Genomic DNA, 12,464 nt, shown 5'->3' with positions numbered 1-12,464 from the left:
GGGGGCCACGGCGGGGGGAGAGGGGGCGACCGGGGGACCGGCCGCCCCCTCCGGCTTTTCCTGCTTCCTCAACGCCCCCGGCTCGTGCCCGCATCCGAGACCCGGTCACTCCGCCGCCGCGGCCCGGTTCCCCGCCTCCAGCAGGTGGGCGATGGAGTTGGCGTAGTAGGCCAGCACATGCCGTTCCGCCGGGTTGGCGCTGACCATCCCCTCCGCCGTGCCGTCGTCGCTCACCGCCAGATGGCGGGTCAGCAGTTGGCGCAAGGCCAGGTCCAGGGCGTGGTCGCGGGTACGGCGGGGCAGATACAGGCGGGCGCCCGCCGCCTCCAGCTCGGTGATCAGGCCGGCGGCGCGGGCCTTCAGGTCGAGGGCGGACAGGGGCCCCTCCGCCCGCAGCAGCACGGTTGCCAGCAGCGGCACGGGCAGCACCGGGACCACGGCGCCGATGCGGCCCATCAGGTGGCGGGCCAGCCGCTCCACCGCGGCGAAGCGGGCGTCGTTGTCCAGCTTGCGGAAATCCACCCCCTCCCCCAACGCCCAGCGGCGGGCGGAGACGGGGGCGCCCACGTTCACGCAGGCATAGCCGAAGCGCTGCCAACGGCCCCCTAGGGCCAGGGCTGCCTGGCGCTTCAGGAACCCGGCGGTGCGGGACAGGGCGGCCCAGCGGCCGGGGCGGGGAGCTTGGCGGTCCAGCTCCGCCAGCAGGGTGCGGTCCTCCAGCACCCGGTCATAGTTCAGGGCCACGGGGATGAAGACGATGTCCCGCTCCCCGCCCGGGTCGAAGCCGCGCAGCATATAGTCCAGCAGCCCCATCTTGGGCGGGCGCAAGCTGCCGTCCCGGGTCAGCCCGCCCTCCGGGAAGACGGCCTGGGCCACGCCGTTGTCGGTGGCCAGGCGCACATAGCGCTCCAGCACCCGGCGGTACAGGGGGCTCTGGCTGTTGCGGCGGATGAAATAGGCGCCCATGGAGCGGACCAGCGCCTGCAAGGGCCAGACCCGCGCCCACTCCCCCACCGCATAGGACAGGGCCACCCGCTCCGCCGCCAGGAAGGCCACCAGCACATAGTCCATGTTGCTGCGGTGGTTCATGACGAAGACGATGGTGGCGTTTTCCGGCACGCTGCCCAGGGCGCCGGGGTCCACATGGCCCAGCCGCACCCGGTACAGGGTGCGGGCCAGCCGCCGCGCCAGCCAATAGCCCAGGCGGAAATACACATAGGCGTTGAAGGCGGGCACGATCTCCCGCGCGTAGCGCTCGGCTTGCGCCATGGCGGCCTCGCGCGGCATGCCCGTGGCCTCCGCGTGCTGGCGGGCGGCCTCCACCACCTTGGTGTCGAATGCCAGCAGGTCCACCAGCGCCTGCCGCCGGGTCAGCTTGAAGGGCTGCACGCGGATGTTCAGCCGCTCGTTCACCTGCTCCAGCACCCGGTTGGCCCGGGACCGCAGGAACCAGCGGGCCGACGGCACCAGCAGCCGGTCCAGCAGCAACCAGCCCGACAGTGCCAGCAACAGGACCAGCAGCCAGGCGGGCACGGCGACGGTGGCGGTCAAGCATCCCTCCCCGGGGTTTTCTCCAGGGTACAGGCTTCACACGCAGTCCGCGAGCCCGTCGCGGCGGACGATGCCCATCCGCTGTTCCAGCACCCGCGCCCGGCCGGCGACATAGGGGCCGGGCGGGTTGGCGCGCCAGCGCAGGGGGCTGGGAATGATGGCGGCCAGCAGGGCGGCCTCCCGCCGCGTGAGCTGCGCCGCCGGCTTGCCGAACCAGTGGCGGCTGGCGGCCTCCGCGCCATAGACGCCCGGCGCCCACTCGATCACGTTCAAATAGACCTCCATGATCCGGCGCTTGGGCCAGAAGGTCTCCACCAGCGTGGTGAACCACAGTTCCAGCCCCTTGCGGGCCCAGGTCCGGTCCGGCCAGAGGAAGGCGTTCTTGGCGGTCTGCTGGCTGATGGTGCTGCCGCCGCGCAGGCGCCGCCCCTCCTCGTTCGCCTCCAGGGCCGCACCCACGGCGTCCCAGTCCACGCCGCCATGCTCACAGAAGCGGCTGTCCTCCGCCCCGATGACCGCCTCCACCAGGCCGGCGGGAAGTGTGTCCAGCGGCACCCAGTCCCGCTCCGCCGGCAGGCCCTGGGACGCGGCGCGGATCAGCATCAGCGGCGTGCCCGGCGGGTCCACGAACCGGTACAGCCCCACCCACAGCAGGCTGAAGGCCAGGAAGCCGGCCACGGCGAACAGGGCCCAGCGCGCCGCCTTGCGCCAGGAAAAGCCGGACAGGGGCCTAGGCATCGGCATGCCAGCGCAGGCCGCCGGGCAGCCCGCCGGCGGCATAGTCCAGGTGCAGTACCCGCCGGTGGCCCGGCGCCTCGGCCGGCGGGGAGGCATGGAGCAGCAGGGGGCGCATCAGCAGCACGTCCCCCGCCGCCGCGGCACAAGCCACGTTGCCGGACGCCTTGGCCGCCGCGACCGCGCCCGCCGCATCCAGCCGGCCGAGCCGGTGGGAGCCGGGCACCACCCGCAGGGCGCCGTTGGCCGGGCCGCAATCGTCCAGGTGCAGGCGCAGGGCCACCATCCGCTCCAACACCTCGGTGGGCGCCAGGGCATGGGGAATGCTGTCCTTCACCGACCAGGGACCGAACCCGGCGACGTCGGCCCGGCCCGCCACGGCGATGGCGAGGTCCTGGTGCCAGGCCACCTTCCAGTTGGCGGCGGGCGTCTTGTCGAACAGGGTGGCCCGCACGGCGCGCACCTCCCCACCCCCAGGGCCAGGCGGGCCAGGGACATCAGGCGGGCATCCGCGGCCACCGCCCGCACCGTCGCCAGAGCCAGCAACGACCGGGTACCCGCCTGGCTGCCGGGGTCCGGCAGCGACTCGGCGAGGCGCGCCACCTCCGCCCCGTCCAGCACGGCCGGGGCAAGGGCATGGCCATCCCGCTCCAGCACGGCGGCCAGGTCCGGCGGGGACAGGGCGAGGGTCTGCATCGGGAAGCAAGGTTCCTGCTGGCGGGCACCGCTGGGCAGGAAAGCGCATCGACCTCGCCTTTTCCAGAGGTAAGATCATGCGCGGTTGCCTCACCCCGTTGGGGGACGGCCAGCGTTGTGGTAGCGTACTGCCATCGCAACGGGAAGGTCTGCCATGAACCGGTCCCCTGCCCATAGACTTGGCCGTCCTGCCCCGACCCTGGGCCGGGATGGGGAGACGCATCAGCAGGCGCAGGCGCTGGCCGCCCTGTTGGATGCCGCCGCGGACGATCTGCGGGCCAACGGTCCCGTGCCCGCGGCAGAACTGGCGGAGATGCTCGCTGGGTTGGAACAGGAATGGGCGGCGCTGGAGGCTGGGGATGACTCGCCGCGCGGGCCGGGAACGAGCCCTGATGCGCCCTGGCGGCTTGTTTGACGACCTTCCCGGGAACCTGTCCCGCGATGCTGCCAGGGACCTACTCTCCATCTTGAAGGACAGCCAGCGGGACTGGGGCCCCATGGTGGCGCGGAAGACGCGCGACCGGCTGGTGCGCCGTTGCAAGGACATTGCCGACGGCTGGTCCTACGGGCATAAGCGGCCCGACGTCCCCACCCGGTACGCGGTGCTTTTCGTGGCCGAGCCGCCTTTCATCATCGCCTATGCGCCGGAGACCCGGCAGGTGCTGCGCATCCTGCACGGCGCGCGGGACTTCACGAAGATTTTCCCCGCCTGACCCACCCCTGCCGAGAAAGCCCGACATGCTGACCCTGCACTATTACCCCGGCAATGCCAGCCTCGCCCCCCACATGGTGCTGGAAGAGCTGGGCGTGCCCTATGCGCTTGAGCTGGTGGACCGCACGCAAGGGGCGCAGAACAGCGAGGGGTATCGGCGGCTGAACCCCACCGGCCTGATCCCGACCCTGGTGGACGGGGACCAGCCGATCTTCGAGACGGCGGCCATCCTGCTGCACCTGGCGGACAGGTTCCCGGAGGCGGGGCTGATGCCGCCGGTGGGGACGCGGGAGAGGGCGCTGGCTTACCAGTGGCTGATCCACCTGACCAACACGGTGCAGCCCGCCTACATCACCTATTACTACCCGGACCGCTACAGCACCGACCCGGCCCACGCCCCGGCGGTGAAGGCGGCGGCGGAGCAGCGGCTGAACGGCATGTTCGACCTGCTGGAAAAGGCGCTGGAGGGCAAGCACTACCTGCTGGGCGACACGGTGTGCGTCGCCGACCACATGCTGCTGATGATGGTGCGCTGGGGCCGCAACTTCGCCGGCCGCCCGCCCCGGACCCTGCCCAACCTGGGCGCCCACGCCGCCCGGATGGTGGAACGTCCGGCCGTCCGCCAGGCGTTCGAGCGGGAGGGGCTGGCGGCGCCTTGGTATTGAGGGGGGACGCCTAGGCCGGGCGAGGAGGTCGCTGAGTTCCGGTGGTAAGATGGGTCGAACAGTGCCGTCCCGTCCCCTCTCCTGGGGGGAGAGGGACAGGGTGAGGGGTGGTGCGATCAGGACAGCAGGACCGTATCCGCAGGTTCCCTTTACCGGACAGGGCCCAACCCCTCTCCCTGTCCCCCCCCACTGGGGTAGGGGACGCGGTGGGGCGGTTCGACATCAACTCCCGCCGCATCCTCAGGATGACGACCATCAAGAATCGTCATCAGAACGACTTTCGAATTCGAAAGCGCCCCCTCAGAACACCTTCCCGTGCCGCTGGTAGCGGTGGTAGGCGGCGGCGCCCAACGGCACGGCCAAGGCCAGCAGGCCGCCCAGGCCCAGGCCGGCGGCCTTGGCGGGGGTGCGGCGGCCGTCGCCCTGCGATTTCTGCTGCCGGTCCCGCCAGCCGCCGGACACGCCGGTGAACTCCGCCATGGGGCTCAGCAGCGATCCCGCGGTGCGGGGACGGAAGCGGGGGTCGAACAGCTTGTTGCGGGTCAGGCCGGCCATCTTCCGCTCGATGGCGCCGCCGGCCAGGGCCATGCCCAATTCCAGCGCCCAGGGCGGGATGCCCACCCCCGTCTCCCGCTTCGGGGACCTGGCCAGGCGCAGGATGGTCTCCGCCACCTGCTCCGGCGGTTTGGCGGGTTGCAGGGCCTGGATGGCCCGGCCGCTGTAGTTGGCGGCGTGCTGCCAGAAGGGGGTGTCCACCGGGCCGGGCAGCACGCTGGACAGGTGGATGTCGGTGAAGCCGTCCTGTTCCAGTTCCCCGCGCACGGACTCGATGAAGCCCATGACCGCGTGCTTCGCCGCGCCGTAGGCCGCGTGGTACGGCGTGGGCGTGCGCCCGGCGATGGAGGCGGTGGTGATGATGTGGCCGTAACCCTGGTCCTTCATGTGCGGCAGGGCGGCGTAGAAGCCGTGCACCACCCCCATGAAGGTGGTGTCCACCACAGCGGTGAAGGCCTCGGGCGGGGTCTCGTCGAACTTGCCGAAGCTGGCCATGCCGGCGTTGTTGACCCAGACGTCCAGCCCGCCGAAGGCGTCCACCGCCCGGTCGGCCAGCCGCTTCATGCCGTTCAGGTCGCGCACGTCCGTGGGCACGGCCATGGCCCGGCCGCCGGCCCGCAGCACGTCCTCCGCCGCCTGGTGCAGGGCCGCCTCCCGCCGGGCCGCCAGGACCACCGCGGCCCCTTCCGCCGCAAAGGCCCGCGCCGTGGCGCGGCCGATGCCGCTGGACGCGCCCGTGATCACCACCACTTGGCCCCTCATGGCCTTCCTCCTGTCTCATCCGCCGTCAGGCTCGGGTCTGGCAACAGGCGGGGCGGTTGGATCGTCACGGCGCGGCAATGATCGCGCAGTGCTCATACAATTCCTGGTATGTTAACGGGGTTTGAACCGCGGGAGTTTGTGTTTCCGGTGAATGAATCGGGGGCGGAAGCCAGGATTGATGGTGACGGCATTTGGCTAAAATGTTACCTAATGCTGGTTGCCGCCCTGAACCCCGTCCCTGGTCTGGACCGCACTTGAGCAGTACCCTCGCCCTCTTCATCCTGGCCTTCGTCGCCGCCATCGCCGCGGTGGGGCTGTCGCTGGCGCGGCAGATCCTGTTGCTGACCCGGCGCAACGGGCTGCTGCGGCTGAAGGAGCGAAACCAGATGATGGCCCGCCAGCAGGAGGATCTGGACAAGCGCTACCGCGGCGCGCAGGAGCGGGCCCGGCAGGCGGAACTGGACAAGAAGGCCATGCAGGCCAACCTGGCCGACGTGCAGCGCCGCATCAAGCTGGCCAAGGACGACAGCTACCTGGTGGTGCATGAGCTGGGCGATCCCACGGAGGGGCGGCGCCTGTTCACCGGCACCCTGGGCCTGGGCGGCATGCTGTCCGGCGGCCAGCCCGGCGCCCGCGACGGCAAGCTGCGCGGCGTCCGCCACCTGCTGGAAGTCTGGGCCGACACGCCGGAAGAGGCCGCGAAGCTGGCCAAGGCCGCCTACCCGGCGGAGGGGGGCTATGTGGTGTCGAAGCTGCAGGCCCAGTCCGTGCCCGCCATGGCGGCGGAATAGGCCCGGGTTGATGCCATGATCCTGGATGTCTCCTTCGTCCTGATCTTCCTGATGTCGGTGGCCTATGCCGCGGCCGTCATGCGGCGGATGGAGGGCGACGTGGTGGCCTTCCAACGGGAATCCCGCCAGTCCGAGGAGGAGAACCAGCGGCTGGAGGTGGCCTGCACCACCCTGCGCGGCATGCTGTCGGAGGCGGAGGGCGAGGTTGGCCGCATCCAGGGGGAGCTGGCGACCGTCGCCGAGGCCAAGGAGAAGGCGGAGGTGGAACTGGCCGCCGCCATGAACGCGCCCAAGGACCGGCTGTACATCCTGGACAAGTCCAGCCTGTCCCATGCCCGGCTCTGGGAAGTGGCCACGATCAACGACATGGCCCGCCGCCACGCCCATGCCCCCGGCTGGGCGGAGGAATGGATGCAGGGCCGCACCGTGCTGGTGGGCGCCACCACCGACCGCGACGCGCGGCAGCGGGTGGAAATGCGGTTCCCTTCCTCCCAGGGATACCGCACCATGAAGGCGGAGCGGTTCCGGCGTAACTGAACGGACGGGCCCCTGGCGCGTTTCCCATGAAGGGGGGCGGGCATTGCCGGTGCCGCCGCGACCGCCATATGAGCAAAAGGTGCCGCCCAGGCCCGCGTGACGGGCCGGGGGACGGGTACCGCCGGGAGGTGCGCCATGACCGATGCCGTCATCGAGTTCCCGTTGCAGGAATCCCGTGCCCGGTCCGCCCTGGCCGACCGGCTGGCGGGCATCCTGGACGCGCAGCGCAAGGCCTATCTGGAGCAGGGACCCTTGCCGGCGGAGCGCCGGGCCGCGGCCCTGGCCGCCCTGGCCAAGGCGGTGCTGAAATACCAGGAACCGCTGGTGGACGCGGTCCGCCAGGATTTCGGGCACCGCTCCGCGCATGAGACGAAGCTGGCGGACCTGTACCCGGTGCTGGCCGGCATCCGCCATGCCCGCAAGAACTTCCGGTCGTGGATGAAGCCGCGCCGCCGGCCCATCGACATGATGTTCCGGCCGGGCACGGGGCGGGTGATCTACCAGCCGCTGGGGGTGGTGGGGATCATCGCGCCCTGGAACTACCCGGTGCAGCTCAGCCTGGCCCCCCTGACCGCGGCCATCGCCGCCGGCAACCGGGTGATGCTGAAGCCGTCGGAGTTCACCCCCCGCACCGCCGACCTGCTGGAACGGCTGCTGGCGGAGGTGTTCGAGCCGGCAGAGGTCACCGTGGTGCAGGGCGGGGCGGACGTGGCCCAGGCCTTCTCCCGCCTGAGGTTCGACCATCTGCTGTTCACCGGCTCCACGCCCGTGGGCCGCAGCGTCATGCGGGCGGCGGCGGAGAATTTGGTGCCGGTGACGCTGGAGCTGGGCGGCAAGTCCCCCGCCCTGGTGGCGCCGGATTACCCGCTGGACAAGGCGGCGGAAAACATCATGGCCGGCAAGCTGTTCAACGCCGGCCAGACCTGCATCGCCCCCGACTATGTGCTGCTGCCGAAGGGGACGGAGGCGGCGTTCGCCGATGCCGCCCTGCGCGCGGTGGCCAGGCTCTACCCCACCTTGGGCTCCAACCCCGACTACAGCGCCATCGTCAATGACAGGCACGCACAGCGCTTGGCCGGCCTGCTGGCCGACGCCCGCCGCCGCGGTGCCCACGTGATGGAGATCAACCCGGCGGGGGAGACGCTGGACCCCGCCCGGCGCAAGCTGCCCCCCGCCCTGGTGCTGGGCGCGCCGGACGAGGCGGCGGTGATGCGGGAGGAGATCTTCGGCCCCGTCCTGCCCCTGGTGCCCTATGACAGCCTTGAAGGCGCCTGGGCCTATGTGAACGCCCGGCCGCGTCCCCTGGCGCTCTACCTCTACAGCCACAACGCCCACACGGTGGACCAGACCCTGGAACGCACCGTGTCCGGCGGGGTGACGGTGAACGACACGCTGCTCCACTGCGTGCAGGAGGAGCTGCCCTTCGGCGGGGTGGGGGAAAGCGGCATCGGCGCCTACCACGGCGAGGCCGGCTTCCGCACCTTCAGCCACGCCAAGAGCGTGTTCCACCAGGCCCGCCTCAACGGCGGCTGGCTGACAAAGCCGCCCTATGGGCCGCGGATGGAGAGGTTGCTGCGGTTCATTTTGAGGTGAAGGCCGGAAATCACAAGGCCGGCCCGACGGGCATCGGGCCGGCCTTGGTGACGACGCCGTGCGGGAGTTTGGCGCAACCCGGTGCACGGCCGCCCCTGGTGGGGTCTTAGACGCGGATGGCCGAGGCTCAGAGCCGCTAACGACTTGATAGTGGGCTAGGCGAGGTGTTTGGTCAACCCTCCCAACCCAAGGGCGTTGAGGATGCAGCCCCTCACCCGGCGCAGGTCGGCAGCGGTGATGGTCTCATAGCGGTACTGGCGGACGCCCTTCATGTCCTTGCCGAGCATGATGAAGTCAAGCCGGTGAAAGCCGACGGCGCAGACCATGTCGCCCTTGACCCAACGCGTCGTGTCGCCCCACGGCGGTGGCAACGGGGGATCAAGGTCGATCTCACAGTGGAATGGCATCTTCGGGCGCGGTTCCGTCGTGCTCAGGGCAACGACGGTGCAGAGGCCCGGTCGCGTGCTGATCTTCGGGCTGACCACGATGACGGGGCGGCGTTTGACCATCTCCGGCTCCTTGAAGCCTTGGTCGAAGTCGCAGATCAGGATCGTGCCGACCTTGGGGTGTTCACGGATAGCCACGATGGTTGCTTGTGCAAACGACGGATTGCCATACTCTAACGTGCGGTCGTCTGCGTAGACAAGCACCGCCCGATGCCTCAGGGCGGGCCAGGTTCGTGCAAAGCCCCACCCTTGCCCCCCTCCCGGCGCTATGCCACCCTCCCCTTGCTATCCGGACAGGGGGATGATGGTGGGCCAAGGGTTGCAGGGGCGCCGCGCGGCGGTGGCGGGGTGGTGCCTGTATGACTGGGCCATGTCGGCCTTCAACACGGTGATCGGGACCTTCGTCTTCTCCGTCTATTTCACCAAGGGCGTCTCCGCCGACCCGAACCAGGGCACGGCGGACTGGGGGCTTATGCTGGGGTTGTCGGGGCTGGCGGTGGCGGTGCTGTCGCCGGTCCTGGGGGCCATCGCCGACCGGGGCGGGCCGGCCAAGCCCTGGCTGGCGGCCTGCACGGCCATCGCGGTGGTGGGCAGCGCGATGCTCTGGTTCGTCAGGCCGCTACCGGACTATGCCTTGCTGGCGCTGGTGGTGGTGGGCGTCGCGTCGGTGGCGTTCGAGCTGTCCTATGTCTTCTATAATGCCCTGCTGAACAGGGTGGCGCCGCCCAGCCATATCGGCCGGGTGTCCGGCTGGGGCTGGGGCGTGGGGTATCTGGGGGGGCTGGGGTCGCTGATCCTCTGCCTCGTCCTGTTGATCCAGGCGGAGCAGCCGCTGTTCGGCCTGCTGGGGACGGAGGAATCTCAGCCGGTGCGGGCCACGGCGGTGCTGGTGGCCGTATGGTACGGGCTGTTCGCCCTGCCCCTGTTCCTGCTGGTGCCGGACCGGGCGGCGGTGCCCGGGGTGCCCATGGGGCAGGCGGTGGCCCAGGGCTTGGCGACCCTGTGGAAGACGCTGAAGGGGCTGAAGGCCTATGGCAACGTGCTGCGCTACCTGGTGGCCAGCGCGCTGTGGCGGGACGGGATCAATACCATCACGGCCTTCGGCGGCATCTTCGCCGGCGTGCTGTTCGGCATGGACCAGGGGCAACTGATCCTGTTCGCCATCCTGCTGAACGTGGCGGCGGGCCTGGGCGCCATCGGCTTCGCCTGGCTGGACGATTTGCTGGGGTCCAAGCCCACGCTGGTGGTCAGCATCGTCGGGCTGTTCCTGTCCGGCGTGGCCCTGCTGGCCATCGGTACGCCCTGGTGGGGCTGGGCGCCGGTGCTGGACCTGCCCGTCGGCGCCTTCACGCCGGAGCAGCAATGGGTGCTGGTGTTCGGGCTGGTGCTGGGCTGCTTCTTCGGCCCGGCCCAGGCGGCGGCCCGCTCCATGATGGCCCGGCTGGCGCCCCGGGCATGGAGACGGAGTTCTTCGGCCTGTTCGCCCTGACCGGCCGGGCGGTGGGCCTGCTGGGGCCGCTGGCCTATGGGCTGGCGGTGGAGGCGTTCGACACCCAGCGGGCCGGCATGGCCACGGTGCTGGTCCTGTTCGCCGCCGGCCTTGCCATCCTGCTGACCGTGAAGGAGCCGCGGCGGGATAGCCCTTCGCCAGGCCCGCCCTACCCCCGCTTCTTCGCCCGCTCCTCCGCCAGGTCCAGGGCGTTGAGGTTGTCGGTAGCCTGCTTGGCCGTGGTGCCGTTGCCGCCGAGCTGGCGGGCGCGGGTCCAGTCGGCACGGGCGCCGGCCAGGTCGCCCTTGTCCGCCTTCAGGGTGCCGCGCAGCAGGTGGGCCTCCGCGTTCTCCGGCTGGGCCTCCAGGGCACGGGCCACGTCCAGCAGGGCGTCATGGTCCTGGGCCAGCTTTCGGTGCGCCTCCGCCCGCAGCAGGTAGCCCTCGGCCAGCCTGGGGTTCTTCGCCAGGGCGGCGTCCAGGTCGGCCACCACGTCCCACCAGCGCTGCTGCTGGGCCAGGGCAACGGCCCGGTCCAGGCGGAGCTGCGGGTCGTCGGGCAGGATCTCCACCGCCTTGCCATAGGCGGCCTCCGCCCGCTTGGGCTCGCCTGCGTTCTGCCAGGCAAGGCCGGCGCGGCCCCACAGGTTCGCCCGGACCATGGCGGGTTCCTTCGCCAGGGCGGGCGCCAGCGCCTCGATGGCCTCCGCCGCCGGCTTCCAGTCGCCGCGGAGCAGCAGGGCGGAAGCCTGGCAGACCTTCGCGTCGGTGCCGCCGCCGGCCTTCTCCCACAGCTTCGCCTCCTCATAGGCGAAGTCGGGCAGGGCCTCGGCCCGGGCCAGGCACTGGTTGCGGTCCTTGAACTGGGCGGCGGTCGCCGGCTGGGCGAGCGCCACGAGGCTGGCGGCCAGCGCCAGAACGTTGAGCATGCGGTCCATGGCGCCTAGAGTCCCCATCCCGTCCCGTCTGTCCAGCGGCAAAAAACCATGACCAGCACCCCACTCCCGACGACGCCCGGCCGCCTGTTCGTCTTCGGCCTTGGCTACAGCGCCCTGGCCCTGGCCGAATTGCTGCGGCCCCTGGGCTGGGCCGTCGCCGGCACCACACGGGGCCCGGACAAGGCGGCGGCCCTGCGTGCCCGGGGGATAGAGCCCTTCCTGTTCGACCGGGGCCGGCCCCTGGACAACCCCGGAAAGGCCCTGGCCGGGACCACCGCCCTGCTGGCCACCGTGCCACCGGACGGGCAGGGCGACCCGGTGCTGGACGAGCATGGGGCGGACATCGCCGGGCTGTCAGACCTCACCTGGGCCGGGTACCTCTCCACCACGGGGGTCTATGGCGACACCGGCGGCGCCTGGGTGGACGAGACCTCCCCCCTGAACCCGGTGGGGGAGCGGGGGCGCCGCCGGGTGGAGGCGGAACGGGGGTGGCTGGACCTGCTGAACCGGCACGGCACGCCCGTGCACCTGTTCCGCCTGCCCGGCATCTATGGCCCCGGCCGCAGCGCCATCGACAATTTGAGGTCCGGCACGGCACGGCGCATCGACAAGCCGGGGCAGGTGTTCAGCCGCATCCATGTGGAGGACATCGCCGCGACCCTCGCCGCCTCCATCGCCCGGCCGGACCCGGGGGCGGCCTACAATGTCTGCGACGACGCGCCCGCCCCATCACCGGACGTGATCGCCCACGCCGCCGCCCTGCTGGGGGTGGAGCCGCCACCCCTGCAACCCTTCGACCCCGCCGCCCTGTCCCCCATGGCCGCCAGCTTCTATGCGGAGAACAAGCGGGTGCGGAACGACCGGATCAAGCGGGAGCTGGGGGTGGTGCTGCGTTACCCGACCTATCGGGAAGGCCTGGCGGCGCAGCTGGCGGCGGGGGGCTGAGCCCGGCGGCCCCATGGCCGCGCAAGCCAAGCCCGCGGAGCGGGCGCGAG

The 12,464-nt window shown here is 71.1% G+C and carries 14 protein-coding genes and 1 pseudogene; 8 read left to right on the top strand and 7 right to left on the bottom strand.

Translation table 11 applies throughout. From position 1 onward, the window contains the following. Nucleotides 1–105: 105 nt before the first annotated feature. Genes HHL28_RS14425 through HHL28_RS18810 form a run of 4 tightly spaced genes read right to left on the bottom strand, consistent with a single transcriptional unit; the run spans nucleotide 106 to nucleotide 2,982 of the window. Nucleotides 106–1,551, bottom strand: a complete 1,446-nt coding sequence (locus tag HHL28_RS14425) for a 1-acyl-sn-glycerol-3-phosphate acyltransferase (RefSeq protein WP_075769928.1) — start codon at nucleotides 1,549–1,551, stop codon at nucleotides 106–108. 36 nt (nucleotides 1,552–1,587) lie between these two features. Then, on the bottom strand, nucleotides 1,588–2,295 hold the full coding sequence (mtgA, locus tag HHL28_RS14420; RefSeq protein WP_404325836.1) for a monofunctional biosynthetic peptidoglycan transglycosylase: 708 nt from the start codon (nucleotides 2,293–2,295) through the stop codon (nucleotides 1,588–1,590). Further along, the gene (locus HHL28_RS14415; RefSeq protein WP_404326936.1) at nucleotides 2,282–2,665 is read right to left on the bottom strand and encodes a phytanoyl-CoA dioxygenase family protein; all 384 of its coding nucleotides are present in this window, start codon (nucleotides 2,663–2,665) and stop codon (nucleotides 2,282–2,284) included. Before HHL28_RS14415 ends, mtgA begins: the two co-directional genes overlap by 14 nt. Further along, on the bottom strand, nucleotides 2,620–2,982 hold the full coding sequence (locus HHL28_RS18810; RefSeq protein ID WP_404325834.1) for a hypothetical protein: 363 nt from the start codon (nucleotides 2,980–2,982) through the stop codon (nucleotides 2,620–2,622). The genes HHL28_RS14415 and HHL28_RS18810 overlap by 46 nt, the downstream gene beginning before the upstream one ends. Before the next feature lie 154 nt (nucleotides 2,983–3,136). Between HHL28_RS18810 and HHL28_RS14410 the strand changes: the two genes are divergently transcribed. From HHL28_RS14410 to HHL28_RS14400, 3 genes are read left to right on the top strand one after another with little or no spacing between them, the layout of a single operon-like run. After that, nucleotides 3,137–3,397 (top strand): hypothetical protein, encoded by a 261-nt coding sequence (locus tag HHL28_RS14410; RefSeq protein WP_169655334.1) that lies wholly within the window; start codon nucleotides 3,137–3,139, stop codon nucleotides 3,395–3,397. Further along, nucleotides 3,375–3,695 carry a type II toxin-antitoxin system RelE/ParE family toxin gene (locus HHL28_RS14405; RefSeq protein ID WP_075769925.1) on the top strand — a complete coding sequence of 107 codons (321 nt, stop codon included), beginning with the start codon at nucleotides 3,375–3,377 and terminating at the stop codon, nucleotides 3,693–3,695. The genes HHL28_RS14410 and HHL28_RS14405 overlap by 23 nt, the downstream gene beginning before the upstream one ends. A 25-nt stretch (nucleotides 3,696–3,720) precedes the next feature. After that, nucleotides 3,721–4,359 (top strand): glutathione S-transferase family protein, encoded by a 639-nt coding sequence (locus HHL28_RS14400; RefSeq protein ID WP_075769924.1) that lies wholly within the window; start codon nucleotides 3,721–3,723, stop codon nucleotides 4,357–4,359. A 300-nt stretch (nucleotides 4,360–4,659) separates the two neighbouring features. On the opposite strand, the gene HHL28_RS14395 is transcribed toward HHL28_RS14400, so the two are convergent. Continuing rightward, nucleotides 4,660–5,676: an SDR family oxidoreductase gene (locus tag HHL28_RS14395; protein WP_075769923.1), complete on the bottom strand. Its 1,017-nt coding sequence runs from the start codon at nucleotides 5,674–5,676 to the stop codon at nucleotides 4,660–4,662. 254 nt (nucleotides 5,677–5,930) lie between these two features. Between HHL28_RS14395 and HHL28_RS14390 the strand changes: the two genes are divergently transcribed. The 3 genes from HHL28_RS14390 to HHL28_RS14380 all read left to right on the top strand — a co-directional run bounded on the left by HHL28_RS14390 (nucleotide 5,931) and on the right by HHL28_RS14380 (nucleotide 8,597). Further along, entirely contained in the window at nucleotides 5,931–6,467 is a 537-nt protein-coding gene (locus tag HHL28_RS14390) for a hypothetical protein (RefSeq protein ID WP_075769922.1), read from the top strand. A gap of 15 nt (nucleotides 6,468–6,482) precedes the next feature. Beyond that, nucleotides 6,483–7,004: a hypothetical protein gene (locus HHL28_RS14385; protein WP_075769921.1), complete on the top strand. Its 522-nt coding sequence runs from the start codon at nucleotides 6,483–6,485 to the stop codon at nucleotides 7,002–7,004. A 135-nt stretch (nucleotides 7,005–7,139) separates the two neighbouring features. Beyond that, the gene (locus HHL28_RS14380; RefSeq protein ID WP_083698909.1) at nucleotides 7,140–8,597 is read left to right on the top strand and encodes a coniferyl aldehyde dehydrogenase; all 1,458 of its coding nucleotides are present in this window, start codon (nucleotides 7,140–7,142) and stop codon (nucleotides 8,595–8,597) included. 155 nt (nucleotides 8,598–8,752) lie between these two features. Here HHL28_RS14380 and HHL28_RS14375 read toward each other — a convergent pair whose 3' ends face one another. Beyond that, nucleotides 8,753–9,181 carry a type II toxin-antitoxin system PemK/MazF family toxin gene (locus HHL28_RS14375; RefSeq protein WP_075769969.1) on the bottom strand — a complete coding sequence of 143 codons (429 nt, stop codon included), beginning with the start codon at nucleotides 9,179–9,181 and terminating at the stop codon, nucleotides 8,753–8,755. 130 nt (nucleotides 9,182–9,311) lie between these two features. Between HHL28_RS14375 and HHL28_RS14370 the strand changes: the two are divergent. Then, nucleotides 9,312–10,615 (top strand): annotated as a pseudogene (locus HHL28_RS14370) (MFS transporter); the annotation flags it as partial. Between the two features lie 86 nt (nucleotides 10,616–10,701). Here HHL28_RS14370 and HHL28_RS18805 read toward each other — a convergent pair. Beyond that, nucleotides 10,702–11,469: a tetratricopeptide repeat protein gene (locus tag HHL28_RS18805; protein WP_075769919.1), complete on the bottom strand. Its 768-nt coding sequence runs from the start codon at nucleotides 11,467–11,469 to the stop codon at nucleotides 10,702–10,704. Between the two features lie 48 nt (nucleotides 11,470–11,517). Here HHL28_RS18805 and HHL28_RS14365 point away from each other — a divergent pair, with 48 nt between their 5' ends. After that, the gene (locus HHL28_RS14365; protein WP_075769918.1) at nucleotides 11,518–12,414 is read left to right on the top strand and encodes an SDR family oxidoreductase; all 897 of its coding nucleotides are present in this window, start codon (nucleotides 11,518–11,520) and stop codon (nucleotides 12,412–12,414) included. The last annotated feature ends 50 nt before the right edge of the window (nucleotides 12,415–12,464 follow it).

It is taken from the genome of Aerophototrophica crusticola (assembly GCF_012913305.1).
GTDB classification, from domain to species: domain Bacteria; phylum Pseudomonadota; class Alphaproteobacteria; order Azospirillales; family Azospirillaceae; genus Niveispirillum; species Niveispirillum crusticola.
This window is presented reverse-complemented; position numbering and strand designations above follow the sequence as displayed.

Excerpts from the sequence above, each read along its gene's own strand:
- mtgA (WP_404325836.1), bottom strand. The coding sequence starts at position 2,295 with ATGCCGATGCCTAGGCCCCTGTCCGGCTTTTCCTGGCGCAAGGCGGCG.
- HHL28_RS18810 (WP_404325834.1), bottom strand. The coding sequence starts at position 2,982 with ATGCAGACCCTCGCCCTGTCCCCGCCGGACCTGGCCGCCGTGCTGGAG.
- HHL28_RS14410 (WP_169655334.1), top strand. The coding sequence starts at position 3,137 with ATGAACCGGTCCCCTGCCCATAGACTTGGCCGTCCTGCCCCGACCCTG.
- HHL28_RS14405 (WP_075769925.1), top strand. The coding sequence starts at position 3,375 with ATGCGCCCTGGCGGCTTGTTTGACGACCTTCCCGGGAACCTGTCCCGC.
- HHL28_RS14400 (WP_075769924.1), top strand. The coding sequence starts at position 3,721 with ATGCTGACCCTGCACTATTACCCCGGCAATGCCAGCCTCGCCCCCCAC.
- HHL28_RS14395 (WP_075769923.1), bottom strand. The coding sequence starts at position 5,676 with ATGAGGGGCCAAGTGGTGGTGATCACGGGCGCGTCCAGCGGCATCGGC.
- HHL28_RS14385 (WP_075769921.1), top strand. The coding sequence starts at position 6,483 with ATGATCCTGGATGTCTCCTTCGTCCTGATCTTCCTGATGTCGGTGGCC.
- HHL28_RS14380 (WP_083698909.1), top strand. The coding sequence starts at position 7,140 with ATGACCGATGCCGTCATCGAGTTCCCGTTGCAGGAATCCCGTGCCCGG.
- HHL28_RS18805 (WP_075769919.1), bottom strand. The coding sequence starts at position 11,469 with ATGGACCGCATGCTCAACGTTCTGGCGCTGGCCGCCAGCCTCGTGGCG.
- HHL28_RS14365 (WP_075769918.1), top strand. The coding sequence starts at position 11,518 with ATGACCAGCACCCCACTCCCGACGACGCCCGGCCGCCTGTTCGTCTTC.